Raw genomic sequence first — 19,152 nt, 5'->3', positions numbered from 1 at the left:
AGGACAAGAACTCTTGCGATCTCAACCGTGAAGAGAACTTGACATGTCGGTAAGCACTGTAAGCAATAGGGCCATGCCTTCTCGTACCCCGACGATAGGCAGTGGTGGCACGGCAGTACATAACCCGTCCACTGCGCCAGGGGCGCAGGACAGTCCAGGTGAGACTGAACGGATGGGTGTTTCGGGCGTCCCCAAACAGCGGGACGGACAGCTGACGCAATTAAGGCTTGATCAATCACAGGCCCGGCAGAAACGCGAGGTTCCGCCTGGCGATACACTGCAAACGGCAGGTCCCCAGCGTAATAGCCATGTTTTTCCAGCCCCATCTGCCGCCGAAAAAGCCGACGTTAAAGCGCGCAAAGCACTGGCTCACTGGCTCAAGACCGGCAAGCTCAATGCCAACCCCATTCCCGCGAACGCCTCTATCAAACCCTTCGTTGATACCTTCAAGGACTCGGTACGTGAGCCTCAAGTGCAGGCCTGGCTCAAATCCAAAGGCCTGGATGTATCGACCGTGCGGGTGTTCAGCGACGCGGTGGAGGGCGTAGTGGAGGTCGACGGCGAAAAGGTCATACGCAGGTTTACCACCACAGATGGGTCCGGTTGGTGGGAGGTTGGTGCTGCAGTCAGCGAAGCGGTGAAGGCATTGCATTCTGGTTATATCGGGGTTGCACTGCCACTGGAAAAAACCGGTGAGTTTCTTGATGCAAACGTTCTGTTTAATTTTTACGGGCTTGAAGCCCCCAAACGCCAGGAAGACAGAACGAGGATTTACGATCTGCTGACGAAGGAAGGTTGGCCGGCGATATCTGACGAAAAACGCAGTCATTGGCGCCTGCAATTCGAACAACTTCAGCAGAAAACCAGCGACATCGACGTTCGGTCGCGTCTGGCATCACAACTGCAAGCGCTGCTCAAGGAAAAGGGGGAGCAAGGGGTATCTGATTTGAGCCAGCAGCGCGCAGTTATTTACCCAGAGTCGTCCCTGGCGCAAAAAAGCCAAGTGCCCCGTGATCGTTTTGTCGACTGGCTGGCAGCGCCGGTTTTCAAGGCGTTTATCGAGAAAATCGGGTTCGGCGCGGGTGAAAATGTTTACAGAATATCCGACGGCAACCTTGAACTGCGCGATTCCGGCAATCAGTGGGTGTCCTTGCAGCGCTACCTGGAGGATGAGATCAGCAAGGTCAGTGTGGGCGGTAATCCAGCCGAAAAAGCCGCTATCAATAAGCTCAGTGCGGAATTTGATCAGCTTGTGGCCATGAGTAGAACCACCGGGAATGCCTTGTACGCTTCGGCGACGTACGACGTGCGGCAGGTACTGGAATTCTCCGGGCTCGGCTCCCCTGGTACGGCGACAGAACTGAATTCAGTGATCGGCTGGCTGACCAGTAAGCTGCCGCCATCCCCCGTGGTGGGGGATTACGCAGGCCTGTCGCCGTATGCCTGGGCGCCGGGAGCGCTGTCATCCAGCGATTTTGCGGTGTTGAGGGAAAAGTCCACAGGGGTTGGGTCGGTCACCCAACTGTTGGTTAGTCATATGAGCCGGCAAGACTTGCCGAATGACCCACACTTGCAGCTTCAAGTGTTTTTCGATTCTCCCCAAGGCACCGCCAAAGCGCAGGAATTGGCAGTTTTGCTGAATATGGTCGAGGTTGCTGATGGTAAACCCCTTTCTAGAGCAACCCGTCATCAACTGTTGGCGTCGGCCATCAAGGCGAGCGTTACCACGCAGATGCCCGGCAAGCCGGGGGTGGTGGCCGGGTACGAGATCTATCAGCCCGGCAATCTTGGTCGCACGCTGGATGAAGTGAGGGGCGACGTCGAAACTCACTTGAAAAGCAAAGGTGCCAATGCCAAAACGGCCTCCCTGATCGCCCATATGTTGCTGGCGCAAGCGGCGCCTGAGTTCCTGCTCAAGCCCGATCCTGCCTTGCCATCAGATGCTCCGGCAGCTCTCAAGCTATCGCCTGGGCAAGTCAGCATCGGTTCGGTGTCCTGGATGAACCTGCGTCTTGGCTGTGCCATGGCAGAAACACTCGGTGGAGCAGGCAGCTCCCGATCATTGAACATTACTCAGGCTCAAACCCTTGCACGGCTCGATCCAATGGGAGCCGAGCAAGAACAACTGATCAAGACCATTGGGGCGCCGCCCTTGCTGGATTGGGCAGTGATGAATGGTGTCTTCCCCAAGACATCTGATGGACGTTACTCCCCAGGGGATTACAAAGCCGCCGCTCAGGCGTTCGCAGACCGGGAGAGTAGCGTCTACAACGCATTCCAGAGCATGACACGCGAGCCTGTGAACCAGACAAGCTTGCTGGTTGATCAACTGGCCGTGCTGTTTCCTGAAATGACCAAGGATGAAATTCGTCGATTCAAACTTGAACTCGATACCAACGTGCCTTTTAACCCGAGGCAACACGCGCACCTGGAAACACGTCAACCGCTGTTGACCGAAGTGATCCTGGCCGGGCAAGCAAAACTTGACCCGCTTTTCACTTTCCAGAAGTGGCTTAATGAGCTGGTGTCCGGCGAAAAAAAATACAAATTTAGCCACCCCAAAATTTCTCAGGAAACCTTCAACGAGAGAATCAAGAGCCTGCCGCAGATACCCCCATTGGTAGGGCCAGCTGTGGATCAGTACCTGGCCGACAGCCGAACTGCGCACGAAACGATGATTCGGCTGATGATCGCCAACGCGCCGTTGGACGTGCGCAAAGGCCTGGAGGCTGGCGATGTGGAGATCTTCACCTTGCGTGAAGAGACCGGAGAGCCTTTGGATCAGGACCAGGGAAAAGACTCGAAAGTGTCTGAAAAGAGGGCCAGACGAGGCGTTCTGTTGCGCTATAAAACCGAGGGGACAACGGATGGTTATACCTATCTGGAAATGTTTCCGGGCTCAATGAAAATGTATAAGCGTTATTTAGTGTTCTCGAAGCTTGAGCTGAACGGGGTGATTCAAAAGGGCCAGGTACCCGGCCCCGGCTTCAGCTACAGCAGAGAGGACTTTCGCAAGACGGCACCGGTGGATTTTGACCTGCAGGCTTATCAAACTGGGGATCAACCCCGCCCCGGGGTCCGTACGAACGCAATCATCGAAAAGTTCGGGGAGACGCTGCCTGGCCGCGCTCAGACGCTGCGTTTTGCCCAAGCGCCCGGATTTACGCCCAATAGTTGGTCCTCAACTAAAACTCGCGATATTGCCAAGGCGGTCGTTGACGCCACGTTCGATGTGAAACGTGAGCCGCTGGTTGAGTACGCCAACCAACCCACGGCACTGCAGAAAAGACGCAGCTACCCGTTTGATTCCGGGAAAGTCTTTACCAAGGATAACCTGAAGACGGTATTGAGCTTGATTCCGTTCGTGGGTGCTATCGCCGATATTGCCGACGGGAACTTTGGTGCCGGGCTCAAGGGGCTGTTGATCGATTTCGCATCATTTGCAGTCACGGGGGGGATTGCGGGTGCCAAAAACTTTTACAAGGGCCTCAAAGCGGTTGTTCCGTTCGGCACGCGCGCGTTCAGGATGGGGGCTATGACGGGGGCCACGCCATTTTTTCGTAGCCTGTTCAACCCACTTGATGGTGCAGTTGATGTACTGAAGGCTGGTCCTAAATTGATAGCCGCCGCCAAGAAAGTGTTGGCCGGTGAGTTGGTTAACATGGGCGAAGGCGTTTTTATGGCCACTACCGCTTTTGAGAAGTGCCGTTGGGGGCTGGGGGTGTACGACACTCTGGCCCCCGTTGCGGCGGGTCAGGCAGCGAGCGCCTACCCGGAGCGCCGGGTGGGCGTCAGTCAAAGTTGCGCGTTGTATGCCGTGCAAGTGAACGGCAACTGGTACGCCATTGATCCTGTCTCTCGCAAACCCACCGGAGCACCGCTTGCAGACTTCAAGCCGGACGCTCCTGTGAGTTAAGTGAGTGCCACTCCCCGATCGCGCATTTTGCTCAACGGCGAATGCGCGATACGAGGAGGGGGGTATCAGTTCAAACCCAGCTTGCCGCGCAGGGTCGACAGGTCTTCCGCCAGGGTGGTGACCGGACCCACCAGGGCCTTGCGGTCGTTTTCCTTGACCTTGTCGTAGGTCTCAAAACCGCCATCCTTGGTCTTGTACTTGGCGAGGATCTTGTCCACGGCGGCAAAGTTCTTGTCGACCTTGGCCAGGAAGACTTTGTCTTGCTTCTCGATCTGGCCACGGAACAGGTCGACGATTTTCTTCGCGCCGTCGATGTTGCCCTGGAAGTCATACAGGTCGGTGTGGCTGTAGCGGTCTTCTTCACCGGAGATCTTGGTGGCGGCGACTTCTTCCAGCAGTGCAGCAGCGCCGCCGACGACTTTCTCCGGTGGGAAGGTCAGGCCGTCAACGCGGGTTTTCAGGTCGTTGACGTCGCTGTTGAGCTTGGCAGTCAGCGCTTCGAGGCCTTTGGTGGTCTTCTCGGAGAACAGGGTGTACTCGATGCGGTGGAAACCGGTGAAGTCATCGGCCTTCACGCCTTTTTCGTGGTCGTCGACACGCGAGTCGATGGAGGCGTCGAGGTCGCTGAACAGCTCGGCGATCGGCTCGATGGACTCATAGTGCACACGGGTCGGTGCGTAGAGCTTCTGGGCGGTGGCCAGGTCGCCTTTGTTGATGGCGTCGGTGAACGCTTTGGTCTGGGTGACCAGCTCACCGATTTCTTCGGTGACGTAGATCTTGTAGTCCGAGACCGGGCCTACCAGGTCCAGCGGCGCGGTAGCGGCGAACGCTGCCAGCGGTGAAAGGGTCATTAACAACGACAACGCGATAGTCGACTTCTTCATGGGACGTTTTCCGCTCTGGGTTTGTTTTAGGTCTTGGCAGTGGTTTTAGGGTGCGTTGCAGCGAGCAGCGTGCGCCCAATGAAATCCGCAGGATGGGTGACCCCCGGCAAGGTGAAGAAGTACCCGCCGCCGACCGGCTTGAGGTATTCCTCCAGGGGCTCGCCGTTGAGCCGGGTTTGCACGCTGATAAAGCCTTTCTCCAGGTCAGCCTGGTAGCAGATGAACAACAGCCCCATGTCCAGTTGACCGTTTTTGTTGACGCCGTTGGAGTAGTTGAACGGCCGACGCAGGATCAGATTGGCCTGGGTCTGCGCGGTACGTGGGTTGGCCAGGCGGATGTGGGCATCGAGTTTGGTCAACTTGCCTTCCGGGTCCTTGCTGTAATCGGGAACCTGGGTTTCTTTCTCGCCATCCATCGGCGCACCGGTGGGTTTGACGCGACCGATGATGCTTTCCTGTTCTTGCAGCGGGGTGCGGTCCCAGCGCTCGACGAAGTTGCGGATGATCCGCACGGCTTGATAGCTGCCATTGGCAGCCCAGGCGGGTTCGTCGCTGGCAGGTTGTACCCAGACGATCTGGTCCATGGCCTTGTCATCGTTGGAGTTCGGGTTGGCCGAACCGTCACGAAAGCCCAGGAAGTTACGCGCGCTTTGTGCAGGTTCACCCGGACGGGCAGGGGCCTGGGGCGGCACACTGCCTTCCTGTTTCCAGCGCACCAGCAGCAGGTCCGGCAGGTTCTTCACGATGTCGCGCAGGGCGTGGATATTGGTGTCCGTTGTGTTGGAGCAAAATTGCAGGCTCAAGTCGCCGTGGCACTGCGCCGGGTCCAAGGCGTCGTTGGGGAACCCAACCATGCGGCTCAGGCGCTTGGGTTTGACGGCAGTGAGGCCGAAGCGCTCATCGAACAGCGACTCGCCGACCGAAACGGTGATGGTCAGGTTATCCGGCGTGACCACCGGGCCGAGAATGCCGGAGTCAGTGGGCGGTAGTTTCGGGTCGACTTGCGGCACGGTGCCACCGGTCATCAGAAAACTGATGCGCTCGTTCAGGGTGCGAAACAACCGTTCCAAGTCTTCACGGTCGTTGGCCAATACGTCGAACGCTACCAGCATCCCGCAAGCCGGGCGTGGCGTGACGATCCCGCTCTGGTGCTTGCCGAAAAAATCGTGGTGATCCTGGGTCTTGTCACTGCGCGGTGCGGTGGTGACTTGTTCGGCCGCAGCCGCCATGGCCGGGCAGGTCAAGGTGCTGCCGGCAATCGCGGCGCCAGTGGCGGCCATGCCCAATAGGACGCGGCGACGTTGTGCTGAAAAGGGTGCGGAAAACTGTTCTGAATCACTCATCGTTTAGGTCGTCTTCACTGCAGGCCGGAAAGGCCAAGGGCGGGGTCGATTCCATCGAGTACAACGGCCAGAGCCTTGGCCTTGTCGGCGATCTGCTTACGCTGATCAACAGTAACGCTGTCGTAGCTGATGTAACCGCTGTCGACCTTGAAGCCATTGAGTTCGGCATCGAAGGCGGCGAGGGCGCTGTCGATTTTCGGCAGCAGGTCGGCGGCGGACTTGGCCAGCAGCGGGCGCATCAGGTCGATCACCTTGCGGGCGGCGTCCAGGTTGGCGGCAAAACCGTTGAGGTCGATATGGCTATAACGTTCCTCTTCACCGCTGGCCGCGCGTACGTCAGCCAGGCTGTTGAGGTTGCGCACCACAATGCTCACCAGTTGCTCCGGTGGCAGGGACTGGGCCAGCAATTGTTGCTTGAGGGTGGTGACGTCGGTGACCAGGCGTTGGGCGACCGGGGCCAGGCCATCCAGGCTGCGTTGCTGGAACAGGCTGTATTCCAGGCGGTGGAAGCCGCTGAAAGCCGGGTCTTGTTCGCGTTTTTCAAAGTAGTCGGCGCGGGCGTTGATCGCGTTATCCAGTTCCGCCAGGCGTTGGGACGCCGGCGCCAGTCGCTGATACGCCTCACGGGCCGGTACATACAGCGCCTGCGCCTGGGTCAGGTCACCGGCGTCGATGGCCTGCTGCAAGGCGGTCGCGGCCTTGACCAGTGCACTGCCTTGACCGCTCAGGTACACGCGGAACTCCGATAATGGGCCGATAAAGGCCACCATCGATGGCTTGGCCTTGGCTTGGGCATCGGACTCAGCGGTGGGTGTGACATGCAATGTGCCGCGCGGGTTGCTCAGCAAGCCGCAGGTGATCGCATAGTCGCCGGGCAACAGGTTGGCGTTGATCACCTGGCTCAGGCCGGGGGCGATGTTTTCCCGCTCCTCGATCACCAGTACGCCGTCGAGGATTTCCCACTCCACCGCCCGGTCGGAGCGGTTGATGATGCGAAAACTCGCGCGGCCGGCCGGTACGGTCAGCTCGTTGGGCTCACAGGCGTGGCCGTGGATGGTCACGGCGATTTCATTGCTGTTGGTCTTGCGTTTAGCCGCGGCCAATTGCGAGGCGTAATAAAACAAGCCACCGGCGGCGATCATCACGACCACCGAGCCGGCCACGGCCCAGCGCAGGGCACGGGACGGCGGAGCCGGTTGAGGGGTTGGGTTGGACAAGAGACGGTCCTTATTGGCTGGAAACGGAAGAAGATTTGGCGACAGGTTTGGCGGGGGCCGAGGGCAGGAAAAACATCACCAGGGCCACCACCAGGTAAATCAGATAGGCGCCCAGGGTGCTGATGGTCGGCGCCTCCTGGTAGCCGAACATCCCGGCCAGCACCGAGCCCAGCGGGCTGTCCATCGGCAGCGCGGCACTGAAGTCGAACAACACGGTTTGCCAGTGGTTCCACACGCCGGCTTCGTGCAGGGCCTGCACCGAATTGGCAAGAATGCCGGCGGCCACGACGAGGATGAACAGGCCGGTCCAGCGGAAAAACGCGCTGAGGTTCAGGCGCATGCTGCCGGAATAGATCAGGAAGCCGACGATAATCGCCAGGATCAGGCCGAGCAGGGCGCCAATCGGTGCGCCCGGGCCTTCGCTCTGCTGGAACACCGCCAGCAGGAAGAACACGGTCTCCAGACCCTCGCGGGCCACGGCGAAAAACACCATGGCGATCAGCGCGATCACCTGGTGTTTGGAGCCAGTCAGTGCGTGGTCAAGGGATTGGTGCAGGGAATGTTTGATGGAGCGCGCCACCTTGCGCATCCAGAACACCATGGAGCTGAGGATGCCCACGGCCACCAGGCCCACGACACCTTCGAACAGCTCTTGCTGTTTTTGCGGGAATTCAGCGCTGACCAGTTCCAGGCCACCGCCTACCAGCAGGGCCAGGGCGGCAGCCAGGAACACGCCAATCCACACGGCGGGCATCCACTGGCCGCGGCCGGTCTGTTGTAGGTAACTGGCGATGATGCCAACGATCAATGCCGCTTCAATGCCTTCGCGCAGCATGATTAAAAAAGGAACAAGCATTCGGCACCGCATCAAGACTGGATAGGATGCTAATTTGTAACATAATGATACTCATTGCTAAACAAGAAATATTGACCATTGCTGAACTGCGGCTGAACGGTGCACTAGCATTCACTCAATAGTCGCGTCTCACCGCTTGGTTGTAGGCATCTACCAACAGGTCGAGACGACGCTGGGTTTCAGCGTAATCGACAGCGGTTTTGGCCGGCTCGTTCACGTGCAGAGCGAGCTGTTGCAGGGCCTGCAAATAGTCGTTGCCCGGTTGTTCGACGTGCTTCCAGATACGCTGAGCGTCCGGGTCGGGCTTTGCCTGGTCCGGGCGCAGGGTGTACCGACCGCTGGCCCAGGCCGATTGCAGGTAACCGAAGGCATTGGCCAACTGCTGTGGCTCCAGGTGATTCGGGTTGAGGCTTTGCTGGGTATCACGGGTTTTCAGGATCAGCTCCGGGACCCGAGCCAACTGATGTTTGCCGCGCGCCTGTAATTGTTTGAGCTGCTCCAGGCGCATGCGACGGTCGGCCTGGTCCACGGCTGTGCGCAATTCGTCGGAGACGTCGAGGAGGGCTTGCGCCAGCGGGAAAAAACGCGCATCGCTGGCGGCCCTGTCGGCAGCATTCAGGGCCGGTAGCGTCGAATCGGGGTAAAAGTCGAACTTCTCTGTCGCCATGTACACCCGCACCAATTGATTGGCATAACGCAGTTGGATCCCGGCCAACTCCGGCAGGGATTGCCTTAATGCAGTGGTTTGGGTGGCGTTCAACAGGCACAGGCCCGGTCGCTTGTCGTTGTAGTCAAACTGGCTTAATCGTGGGCCTTGGTTGTGTTGTTGACCTTCAATGCTCTCAAGGCCAGGCGCATTGGCGCGGGGAGAGCGTTGGCGATAGTTGTCGTAGGCAACCCGCCAATTGCTGTCGACGCGGTTGAGGCAATCGATCAGCGGTCGCAGTGCCTGGGCTTGCTGGTATTCGGTGGCGCCTGTGGCGTTCACCCAGCTTTTCATGTTGCTGAGCACCACCAGGCCGATCAGGCCAACGCAGAGAACGGCAAGCGTCTGACGTTTCACGGTAGGCACCCCGTTTTCAAACCGCTGCATGCACTCATCATGAACGGCTGTAACCCCTCATCACGTTCTACAGGCCAGTTGTCGTGGTGCGTTTGTGCCGCGAGCACCATCAGTACAACGACGCCGAGGCCGAATATTTTCAGGCGCTTGGGCGAGAGATGCGTTTCAAGCGCCAGGCGAACCGCAGGCCTTCCCAGCACGCGCTGCGCCAACCCCAGCGTATGCAACGCTGCCATGTAGCCGATCAACGCGAAGCTGCCCAAAATCATCCAGATCAGCAGCCCCAACAGCCAACATGGCGCTATCTCGCGAATGACCAGGGGGGCTGGGCGACGAAAGCTCAGCCATGGCGCCAGGCGCAGGGTGAGCCGCTCATCAATCTTGCCATAATCGTCGGTAGCCGGAAGCCAGATGGCCAGGATGAGCAAGGCCGGGGTGGCGATCAGCAGCGTCCAGCTCAGTGCCTGGCCCAGGGTGTCCATCAGGCTGTGATCGGTGCTCAACTGGTCGTGGAGTGCCCAACCGGCGGCCATTCCCAGCAAGGCGACGAACATTGGCCACGGGCGACTGACGCGTTCCCAGTCGCGCCAGAAGTAGGGGTCGCCACCGGGCATTTCCGCGCACAGTGCCGGGTAGTGCTGAATCAGGTTTTCGCTGAGGGTACGGCAGGCGTGCCAGTCGGATTCACCAAAACGCCGTGCGAAGCGTTTGCGCTCCTCAAGCGTCATCTCGCCAAACAACAACCGTGCCGCGCGGTGTGGCGACTCTCGGGAGTCCAGGGTCGCCGCGTGACGTATGTGCGCCGCGAAATGCTCCAGCGCATTGCGCGCCTGCAAGTGCGACCACTGAGGCTCGGGGCAGCGGTTTTCCTGGAACTTGGGTGACCAGTTTTGCTGGGCACACAGGGTTTCAAACAGTGTTTCGGACCAGAACGAACTGGCCAGCAAACTACTCGCCAGCAGTGCGTTGAGCCGTTCGTGACGTTCGATGGGCTTGAGCCATTCCGTCTGGTTCAACTCGATCAATAGACTGTTGAACGCATCGACTTGTTGCTGTTCCAGCAACTGGGTGAGGGAGCGCCCAAGATCTGTGAACATCCGCGACAGCAAAGCATTCAGGCGATGCTCGGACAGGCGTACCGGCACGTCCCGTTGCCAGGGGCTGAGCCAGTGCAGGTGGGTGATTGCCCACTGTGTGATCGAAGGCTCGGCCTGGGTCAGGCAGCGCTCAAGCAGCAAAGCCTCAAACGCCTCAGCGCAGTCCGCGTCGCGGGCCTGTTGATAGCGGCGTTGTAAATCCTGCGGTGTGGCATCTGCGACCAGGGCCGTGGCGTGTTCGTGCCGCGTGTCGGGCGCTGCCGTTGCGGGTTGCACGGTTTCGATCTGGCCGGGCCGCTGCATGTGCGCAGGGGCGTCGGAACGGCTCCATTGCAGCGCGTGCTCATAGGCTTCGCGCAGACGCTGGAAGCCTGTTGGGTCCTCGTCCGGGCGATGCTGCTTGAGCAATACCGCGTACCGGCGCTTGATGCTGCGTGTATCCGCGTCGGCGTTCAGCCCAAGAACTTCCCAGCAACTCATCCGCTCAACTTCCTGTCAGGTTAAAAATCCCGGCGCAGAATACCTGACGTGTGAAGTGCGGCGCCTACTCTTTTCTGCACTGACTGCCTAAGATGTCGGCATTTCACGCACTACAGGCCACGGACCGCACCCATGTCGGAAAAAGACACCATCTCCATTCATCTGGTGCGCGAAGCCTTGCTGCAGAGCTGCGCGCCGGGTGCGGCCACGGTTGAAGCATTGAGCAAAGTCGGGATTGATCCGGCCCTGATGGAGCAACCCACCGCACGGGTACCGGCCACGGCGTATGCGCGCCTTTGGCGTTTACTGGCCCGACGCACGGACGATGAGTTCTTCGGCATGGACCCGCGCAAGCTCAAGTCCGGCAGCCTGGAGTTCCTGTGCCGTGCCTCCATGGCGCAACCGAACCTGGGCGCCAGCCTGGAAGCTGGCCTGGGGTTTCTGTCGTTGATGCTCGATCATCTGCCTGCCCAGTTGGTGCGCCAGCAAAGCCTGGCGGAAATCGTCCTGCTCGAACCCGAGCCACAACCCAAGCGGGCGTTTACTTACTTTGCTTATTGGATGATCGTCCACGGCGTGGCCTGCTGGCTGGCCGGGCGGCGCATTCCGATCCTGGCGATCGAACTGCGCTGCCCGCAGCCGGACTTTTGTGATGACTATCAGGTGATGTTCTCTGACAACCTGCGCTTTGATCGGCCGCGCACCCGCATGATCTTCTCCGCCGACTGTCTGGACCTGCCGATCAAGCGCAGCTTTGATGAGTTCAAGCGCTTTCTTGCGCATGCGCCGGCCAACATCCTGGTCAAATACCGCGACCCCGACAGCTTCGCGACCCGGATCAAGAACGACTTGCGCCAGATGCCCCCCGACACCTGGCCCGAAACCGACGGCCTGGCCGCCAGCCTGTGCATCTCCGCCTCGACCCTGCGTCGGCGCCTGGCGGATGAAGGGCAGACCTATCAGGGGCTCAAAGACAGCGTGCGCAAAGAATTGGCGATTGTCTGGCTGGCAGAGCCGCAGATCAGCTTTGCCGAGATCGCTGCGCGGCTGGGGTTTGCGGACGCCAGTTCGTTTTACAAGGCGTTTCGAAAGTGGTCAGGGTCAAATCCGGGTCATTACCGTAGCTTGATCTTGAACGAGGCGTTGAGCCAATAGACCGATTTCTGTTGGCTCAAGGGTCTGCCCTTGGGTGTTGATTTCAACCCTGGGCGGGCAGAACACACTGCGCGCAGTTTCGATCATCGGTCGTGCAATCCGGGTCTGCGATGGCTTGCTCGTAGGCCAATGGGTCAAGCAACGCGGTATAGCAAATCAGATGGTGGTTACACAGAGGGTTGTTCCGGATTTCGAAACTTGAACAATCGGCGGGAATCGTTTTCGCTTGCAGCAACGGGTAGTAGTCGGAGAAATGCAGTACGTCGCACTTTGGTACGGTCGGCACAACGTCGAGTGCGTAGTTAAAGAGGTCGTAGTTACTGACCTGAGTCTCGAAGAAATTCACAAAGGTTTTGTTGCCGGTCCTCGGTGAGGCAAACAGGCAGGCGCTGGCATTACAGTTTTGCAGGTTCAAGTCGAGAGTCAGGTAGGTGGCCAGTGCCGATCCCAGGCTGTGCCCCAACACCATCGGCGGGTTTGCCGCCGTCAACTGGCTGATGCCGAGCGCAAGCGGCACCGGTTGCACACCGTTCAAACCATGGAACTGCATCGTCTTATAGATTTCCCAGAAACCCTGGTCCACCAGCCCGGCGTTCGGATTGGGGTGATCGATCATCAGGAAATCAAGGTCGTCGCCCCATTCCTGCGCACCGTCCGTGCCCCTGATCGCCACCACAAACTGGTCCTGACCCTGGACGTTACGCTGGGCGACATAGCCGTAACAGACTCGACTTCGCTGATCGTCAGTGGCACCGAGCATGGTCGATCTCAAGCCCAGGCCAGACACCAAAATGTCGTCCGAGCCTGAAATAAACCCGACCACATTCCATCCGGTTTCGGCAATTCGTGCGTCGATCTGTGGCGGGATCTGACGAGGGTTGATGTCGCACATATCCCAGGCATACATCACCAGTAACGCGTAGGGGGCAGCAGAAAGTCGATCCATCTCGGGTTCCTTCTGAAAGTGTCATTGACCTGCTGGTTCACTGTGAGTGATTGAAGCACACCACGCATTTTAAGCTCGCCACGCCAGGCAAAAAAAAGCCCCGCGGCCGAATGCGGCGCGGGGCTAAAAATTGGCTGGATGCGACCAACCAAAGGAGCTCTTTACATCACTTGCTGCTGGCGACCACCGTGTCCGGCTGCCAGCCACCACCCAGGGCCTTGTAGATCGCGACAATCCCGCGATACAAGTCCACTTCGGCCTGGGCCTGGGAGTCTTCGGCGGCCAGGCGTTCGCGTTGGGCGTCGAGCAGCACCAGGAAGTCCACGGTGCCTTCGCGATAACGGATCGCGGCGAGGTCGGCAGCGGCGCGGCTGGATTCACTTTGACGGATCAGCGAGACCAGACGCTGTTGGCGTTTGCCGTAATCACTGAAGGCATTTTCCGATTCTTCCAGCGCCAGCAACACTTGCTGCTCATACGTCGCCAAGGCGCCATCAGCCTCGGCATTCGCGCCGCGCAAACGAGCGCGCACGCTGCCCAGGTCAAATGCGGCCCAGGTAATGCTTGGGCCAAGCGACCAGGCATTCGCCGCAGCCGAACCGATTTGCGAGCCGCGCCCGGCGGTAAAGCCGAGGAAGCCGCTGAGGCTGACCCGTGGGAACAGGTCGGCCTTGGCCACGCCGATACGCGCGGTGGCGGCGGCCAGTTTGCGTTCTGCACTGAGGATGTCCGGACGACGTTGCAGCAGTTGCCCCGGGTCACCGATCGGCAACGCCTTGGCAATCGCCGGCAAGTCTTTCGGACTCAGGTCCACCGTCAGCTTGTCGGGGCGCTGGCCGAGGAGGGTGGCGATGCGGTTACGCTCGCGCACTTGCTCAGCTTGCAGTTGCGGCACGCTGGCTTCGACCGCCGCCAGACGGGCGTCGGCACGTTCCACATCCAACTGATCGCCGACACCGGCATCACGCAGGCTGACGGTGATGGTGCGCGATTCCTGCTGGTTCTTCAGGTTGTCCAGGGCAATGCGTTCGCGCAACTGAGCGCCGCGCAGTTGGCCGTAGGCGTCCACCAACTCGGCAATCATGGTGACTTGCAGTTGGTACAGGTCGGCTTCGGCGACTTGTTGGTCAGCGTCGCTGGCTTCCAGGTTGCGGCGGATGCGGCCGAACAAATCCACTTCCCAGGCCATGTCCAGGCCCAGGTCATAACGCTCGCTGTTGACGCGTTGGGTGGTCTGGCCGGGGATCTGGCCTTTGCCCACATCACTGCTGGCCCGCGAGGTGACAACCGGCATGATGTCGGTGGCCACGTCATCACGAATGGCGCGTGCCGCACGCAGACGGGCGAACGCCACACGCAGGTCGCGGTTACCGCTCAACGACTGGGTCACCAGTTGGTTGAGGGTAGGGTCCTCGAACTGCTGCCACCAGATGCCTTCGTACTTGGCATGGTCGTAGCTTTTGGTGTCGGCGGCGGCCGTGATATTGGCCGCCTCCAATTTCTCGGTTTTATAGTCCGGGCCCACGGCACAGGCGCTCAGCGCCAGTACCAGCAAGCTCGGCAGAAAGACTTTTACACTCATTGCTGTGTCTCCAGCTTCAAGGCCTTGGCCGCTTTGCGCGCTTCACCGCGCTCCACATAGCGACGGATCAGTACGTAGAACACTGGCGTCAGCAACAGACCGAAGAAGGTCACCCCGATCATCCCGGAGAACACCGCCACGCCCATGGCATGACGCATCTCGGCACCGGCACCGCTGGACAACACCAGAGGCACCACACCCATGATGAAGGCGAACGAGGTCATCAGGATCGGCCGCAGACGCAGGCGGCAGGCTTCCAGTACCGCGGCGAGCGGGTCGAGGCCTTCCTGCTGTTTATCCTTGGCGAACTCGACGATCAGAATCGCGTTCTTACAGGCCAGGCCCACCAGTACGATCAAGCCGATCTGGGTGAAGATGTTGTTGTCGCCGCCCGAAAGGATCACCCCGGTGATGGCCGACAGCAGGGTCATCGGTACGATCAGGATCACCGCCAGTGGCAGGCTCCAGCTTTCGTATTGGGCGGCCAGTACCAGGAACGCCAGCAGTACACAGAGCGGGAACACGAACAGCGCGGTGTTGCCCGAGAGGATTTGCTGATAAGTCAGGTCAGTCCACTCGTAGGTCATGCCGTTGGGCAGTTCGTCTTTCAACAGCTTTTCAATCGCGGCCTGGGCCTGGCCGGAGCTGTAGCCCGGTGCAGCGTTGCCGTTGATTTCTGCGGTGATGAAGCCGTTGTAGTGCATCACGCGGTCCGGGCCCGAGGTATCGCTGACCTTGATAAAGGTCGCCAGCGGGATCATCTCGCCTTTGTTGTTACGCACTTTCAACTGGCCGATCTGGTCTTCATCCAGGCGGAACTGTTGCTCAGCCTGCACGTTGACCTGGTAAGTACGGCCAAAGCGGTTGAAGTCGTTGGCATACAACGAACCCAGGTAGATCTGCAGGGTGTCGAAGATGTCGCTGATCGCCACGCCGTGGGTCTTGGCCTTTTCGCGGTCGATGGCAGCATCGACCTGAGGCACGTTGACCGTGTAGCTGGTGAACAGGCCGAACAACTCAGGTGTGGTATGGCTCTTGGTGATGATGTTCTGGGTTTCTTTGTACAGCTCGTCGTAACCCAGGTTGCCACGGTCTTCGATTTGCAGGCGGAACCCACCGATCGTACCCAGGCCCTGTACCGGCGGCGGTGGGAAGATCGCCATGTAGGCTTCCTGGATGCTGCTGTACTTGCCGTTCAGTGCACCGGCAATCGCGCCGGCGGACATGCTCGGGTCTTTACGCTCGTCGAACGGCTTCAAGGTCACGAACACGATGCCGCTGTTCGGGCTGTTGGTGAAGCCGTTGATCGACAGGCCCGGGAACGCTACGGCGCTGTCTACGCCCGGCTGTTTCAGGGCAATGTCGGACATGCGCTTGATCACGTCTTCGGTGCGATCCAGGCTCGCGGCATCCGGCAATTGCGCGAAGGCCACCAGGTATTGCTTGTCCTGGGCCGGTACGAAACCGGTTGGCGTGTGGGCAAAGCCCAGCCAGGTCAGGACCATCAAGCCGGCGTACAGGAACAGCGCGATACCACTGCCGCGAATCACCCGGCGTACAGTGCCGACATAACCATGGCTGGCTTTCTCGAAGAAGCGGTTGAACGGTTTGAACAACCAGCCACCCAGCAACTTGTCGAGGAACTTGGAGAAGCCATCTTTCGGCGCGTTGTGGCCCTTGAGCAACACCGCAGCCAAGGCAGGCGACAACGTCAGCGAGTTGAAGGCCGAGATCACCGTCGAGATCGCAATGGTCAAGGCGAACTGCTTGTAGAACTGCCCGGTCAAGCCGCTGATAAAGGCCGCTGGGATGAACACCGCACACAGCACCAACGCCGTGGCAATGATCGGCCCAGTTACTTCGCTCATGGCTTTTTCAGTGGCCGGGAACGGTTCCAGGCCCAGTTCGATGTTTCGTTCGACGTTCTCCACCACCACGATGGCGTCATCCACCACGATACCGATGGCGAGTACCAAACCGAACAGTGACAGCGCGTTAAGCGAGAAGCCGAACAGGTGCATCACCGCAAATGTACCGATCAACGATACCGGCACCGCTACCAATGGAATGATCGAGGCGCGCCAGGTTTGCAGGAACAGGATCACCACCAGCACCACGAGGATCAGTGCTTCGAACAGGGTGTGAACCACTGCTTCGATGGAGCCACGTACAAAGATGGTGGGGTCATAAACGATGCTGTAGTCCATCCCTTGCGGGAAGCTCTTTTTCAGCTCCTCCATCTTGTCGCGCACTTCGTTGGAGATCTGGATCGCGTTGGAACCTGGGCGCTGGAAGATCGGGATCGCCACGGCCGGTTGGTTGTTGAGCAACGAACGCAGGGCGTATTGGCTGGAACCCAGCTCGACGCGTGCGATGTCCTTCAGGCGTGTGATTTCACCATTTTCGCCTGAGCGAATGATGATGTTCTCGAACTCTTCTTCAGTGACCAGACGGCCCTGAGTGTTCACCGACAACTGGAAGCTGGTGGCATTCGGTGCAGGCGGCGCACCCAAGGCACCGGCGGCCACTTGACGGTTTTGCTCGCGAATCGCGTTGACCACATCAGTAGCGGTCAGGTTGCGCGAAGCGGTCTTGTTTGGATCGAGCCACACCCGCAGGGAGTAGTCGCCCATGCCGAACAGCTGTACATCACCCACGCCGCCCAGGCGCGCCAACTCATCCTTGATGTTAAGCAAGGCGTAGTTGGACAGGTAAAGCATGTCGTAGCGCTGATCCGGGGAGGTCAAGTGCACCACCATGGTCAGGTCGGGGGAGGCCTTGTCCACGGTAATACCGATGCGCGTCACTTCCTCAGGCAGTTTTGGCTGAGTCCGGGTCACACGGTTTTGCACTTGCACCTGCGCGTTGTCCAGGTCGGTGCCCAGGGCGAAGGTGATGGTCAGCGTCAGCTTGCCATCAGCGGTCGACTGCGACGACATGTACAACATGTTTTCGACGCCGGTGATGGCTTGCTCCAAAGGGGCAGCTACGGTTTCACCGATGACTTTAGGGTTGGCGCCCGGGAAGTTGGCACGTACCACGACGGTCGGCGGCACCACCTCCGGGTATTCGCTGATCGGCAATTGGAACAGCGAGATCGCACCGGCGATCAGGATCAACAGCGACAGCACCGCTGCGAAGATCGGCCGCGAAATGAAGAACTTGGAAAAATTCATCTTGAGTTGTATCCCTTAACCGCGTGGAGTCGCGACGGCTGCGAGCTTGGGCGCGGCTTTATCCGGTGCCACTTGCTCCAGGTTGCTGGCTTCAAGCGCTTCTCGTTGTTGTGCCAAGGCGGCGAGGGTTTCCTTGCTGGCCATCGGGATGGTTTCCGGTGCAACCGGCGACCCCGGGCGAATGCGCTGCAAGCCCTTCACGACGATGGTGTCGTCCTTGTTCAAACCGCTGCGCACGATGCGCAAGCCTTCGATCTTCGGCCCCAGTTCCACCGCGCGATAAGCCGGCTTGTCGCCGTCCATCACCAGCACGAACTTCTTGCCCAGGTCGGTACCGACGGCTTCGTCGTTGATCAGCACGGCGGAGTAGGTGCCGCTGCCGACCAACTTCAGGCGGGCATACAGGCCAGGGGTGTATTCGCCCTTGCTGTTATCAAACACAGCGCGACCACGGATGGTGCCGGTGGCCGGGTTGACCTGGTTATCGACGAAGTTCATCTGGCCCAGGTGCGGGTTGCCGGTTTCGTTGGACAGGCCCAGGTACACAGGGGTTGTCGCGCCACGGCGGCCTTCACGGGCCAACTCGGTGTACTTGAGGTACACACGCTCGTCGGCGTCGAAGTAGGCGTAGACCTTGTCGGTGGAAACCACGCTGGTCAGCGCGGTGGTGTCGGCGGTCACCAGGTTACCGGCAGTGATTTCGGCACGGCTGACGCGGCCGCTGATCGGCGACGTTACGCGGGTGAAGCTCAGGTTCAACTTGGCCAGGTCCAACTGCGCCTGGATCCCGGCTACAGCGGCGCGGGCTTCCTGGGCGGCGGTGGTGCGCGAGTCAGCCAGTTCGGCTGAGATCGCATTGCTCTGACGCAGGCGTTCGCCACGTTGCGCTTCATTATCGCTACGGCTGGCGGCGGCTCTGGTTTGTTGCAACTGGGCTTCAAGGCGGCGCACTTCGGCCTGGAACGGACGCGGGTCGATCTGGAACAGCAAGTCGCCTTTCTTCACCAAGGCGCCTTCGGTGAAGGCCACCTGGTCGATCTGGCCGGACACGCGCGGACGAATCTGCACGGTTTCCGGCGCTTCCAGGCGACCGGTGAATTCATCCCACTCGTTGACCGGTTGTTCAAGCACCTTGGCCACGCTGATTTTCGCAGGGGGCATGGCGGCCGCTTGATCCGGGGTCTTGCCGCATGCGCTCATCACCACCACGGCCAAGATCGCCAGGGGGAAGCGCAAATGTTTGAGTGACTGTTCCATGAGGTGCATCCGCCAATGTATTTGAGATGGGCGGATCATGCGCGGCGATGTGCTATGTCACGAATCGAATGAAGCAAAGGTAACTATCATTCGGAATGATATAAGCGCGAGATTAGCCCTCTAGCATGGGGGTTTCGTTAGGGAGCTATCAATGGGCTTGATGACAAAAGAGTATTGCGT

General features: G+C 59.5%; 12 protein-coding genes. 2 read left to right on the top strand and 10 right to left on the bottom strand.

Annotation, left to right across the window (positions count from 1 at the left end; all coding sequences use genetic code 11):
- Positions 1-73 precede the first annotated feature (73 nt).
- Positions 74-3,916, top strand: a complete 3,843-nt coding sequence (locus BFL40_RS27300) for a hypothetical protein (RefSeq protein ID WP_139213546.1) — start codon at positions 74-76, stop codon at positions 3,914-3,916.
- A 65-nt stretch (positions 3,917-3,981) separates the two neighbouring features.
- Here BFL40_RS27300 and efeO (BFL40_RS27295) read toward each other — a convergent pair whose 3' ends face one another.
- The 6 genes from efeO (BFL40_RS27295) to BFL40_RS27270 all read right to left on the bottom strand — a co-directional run bounded on the left by efeO (BFL40_RS27295) (position 3,982) and on the right by BFL40_RS27270 (position 10,856).
- Positions 3,982-4,800, bottom strand: a complete 819-nt coding sequence (efeO, locus tag BFL40_RS27295; protein ID WP_071486850.1) for an iron uptake system protein EfeO — start codon at positions 4,798-4,800, stop codon at positions 3,982-3,984.
- A gap of 26 nt (positions 4,801-4,826) precedes the next feature.
- A complete protein-coding gene (gene efeB / locus BFL40_RS27290; RefSeq protein WP_071486849.1) occupies positions 4,827-6,143 on the bottom strand; it encodes an iron uptake transporter deferrochelatase/peroxidase subunit in 1,317 nt (438 codons plus the stop codon).
- Between the two features lie 14 nt (positions 6,144-6,157).
- Positions 6,158-7,360: an iron uptake system protein EfeO gene (gene efeO / locus BFL40_RS27285; RefSeq protein WP_071486848.1), complete on the bottom strand. Its 1,203-nt coding sequence runs from the start codon at positions 7,358-7,360 to the stop codon at positions 6,158-6,160.
- A gap of 10 nt (positions 7,361-7,370) precedes the next feature.
- A complete protein-coding gene (gene efeU / locus BFL40_RS27280) occupies positions 7,371-8,216 on the bottom strand; it encodes an iron uptake transporter permease EfeU (protein ID WP_071486847.1) in 846 nt (281 codons plus the stop codon).
- Between the two features lie 115 nt (positions 8,217-8,331).
- Positions 8,332-9,279: a hypothetical protein gene (locus BFL40_RS27275; protein WP_139213547.1), complete on the bottom strand. Its 948-nt coding sequence runs from the start codon at positions 9,277-9,279 to the stop codon at positions 8,332-8,334.
- Entirely contained in the window at positions 9,276-10,856 is a 1,581-nt protein-coding gene (locus BFL40_RS27270) for a J domain-containing protein (RefSeq protein ID WP_071486845.1), read from the bottom strand. Before BFL40_RS27270 ends, BFL40_RS27275 begins: the two co-directional genes overlap by 4 nt.
- 132 nt (positions 10,857-10,988) lie before the next feature.
- Between BFL40_RS27270 and BFL40_RS27265 the strand changes: the two genes are divergently transcribed.
- Positions 10,989-12,011, top strand: a complete 1,023-nt coding sequence (locus BFL40_RS27265) for an AraC family transcriptional regulator (protein ID WP_071486844.1) — start codon at positions 10,989-10,991, stop codon at positions 12,009-12,011.
- Between the two features lie 43 nt (positions 12,012-12,054).
- Here BFL40_RS27265 and BFL40_RS27260 read toward each other — a convergent pair whose 3' ends face one another.
- From BFL40_RS27260 to mexE, 4 genes are all read right to left on the bottom strand, one after another.
- Positions 12,055-12,957: a lipase family protein gene (locus BFL40_RS27260; RefSeq protein WP_071486843.1), complete on the bottom strand. Its 903-nt coding sequence runs from the start codon at positions 12,955-12,957 to the stop codon at positions 12,055-12,057.
- A 166-nt stretch (positions 12,958-13,123) separates the two neighbouring features.
- The gene (locus tag BFL40_RS27255; RefSeq protein WP_071486842.1) at positions 13,124-14,539 is read right to left on the bottom strand and encodes an efflux transporter outer membrane subunit; all 1,416 of its coding nucleotides are present in this window, start codon (positions 14,537-14,539) and stop codon (positions 13,124-13,126) included.
- Positions 14,536-17,715 (bottom strand): efflux RND transporter permease subunit, encoded by a 3,180-nt coding sequence (locus BFL40_RS27250; RefSeq protein ID WP_071486841.1) that lies wholly within the window; start codon positions 17,713-17,715, stop codon positions 14,536-14,538. Before BFL40_RS27250 ends, BFL40_RS27255 begins: the two co-directional genes overlap by 4 nt.
- A gap of 15 nt (positions 17,716-17,730) precedes the next feature.
- On the bottom strand, positions 17,731-18,972 hold the full coding sequence (gene mexE, locus BFL40_RS27245; protein ID WP_071486840.1) for a multidrug efflux RND transporter periplasmic adaptor subunit MexE: 1,242 nt from the start codon (positions 18,970-18,972) through the stop codon (positions 17,731-17,733).
- Positions 18,973-19,152: the final 180 nt, after the last annotated feature.

The sequence above is a fragment of the Pseudomonas costantinii genome (assembly GCF_001870435.1).
In the GTDB taxonomy this organism is placed as follows: domain Bacteria; phylum Pseudomonadota; class Gammaproteobacteria; order Pseudomonadales; family Pseudomonadaceae; genus Aquipseudomonas; species Aquipseudomonas costantinii.
This window is presented reverse-complemented; position numbering and strand designations above follow the sequence as displayed.

Bases quoted from the DNA above. Each gene is read 5' to 3' on its own strand.
- efeB (WP_071486849.1), bottom strand. From the start codon at position 6,143: ATGAGTGATTCAGAACAGTTTTCCGCACCCTTTTCAGCACAACGTCGC.
- BFL40_RS27250 (WP_071486841.1), bottom strand. From the start codon at position 17,715: ATGAATTTTTCCAAGTTCTTCATTTCGCGGCCGATCTTCGCAGCGGTG.
- BFL40_RS27260 (WP_071486843.1), bottom strand. From the start codon at position 12,957: ATGGATCGACTTTCTGCTGCCCCCTACGCGTTACTGGTGATGTATGCC.
- efeO (WP_071486850.1), bottom strand. From the start codon at position 4,800: ATGAAGAAGTCGACTATCGCGTTGTCGTTGTTAATGACCCTTTCACCG.
- BFL40_RS27270 (WP_071486845.1), bottom strand. From the start codon at position 10,856: ATGAGTTGCTGGGAAGTTCTTGGGCTGAACGCCGACGCGGATACACGC.
- efeU (WP_071486847.1), bottom strand. From the start codon at position 8,216: ATGCTTGTTCCTTTTTTAATCATGCTGCGCGAAGGCATTGAAGCGGCA.
- BFL40_RS27300 (WP_139213546.1), top strand. From the start codon at position 74: ATGCCTTCTCGTACCCCGACGATAGGCAGTGGTGGCACGGCAGTACAT.
- BFL40_RS27265 (WP_071486844.1), top strand. From the start codon at position 10,989: ATGTCGGAAAAAGACACCATCTCCATTCATCTGGTGCGCGAAGCCTTG.
- mexE (WP_071486840.1), bottom strand. From the start codon at position 18,972: ATGGAACAGTCACTCAAACATTTGCGCTTCCCCCTGGCGATCTTGGCC.
- BFL40_RS27255 (WP_071486842.1), bottom strand. From the start codon at position 14,539: ATGAGTGTAAAAGTCTTTCTGCCGAGCTTGCTGGTACTGGCGCTGAGC.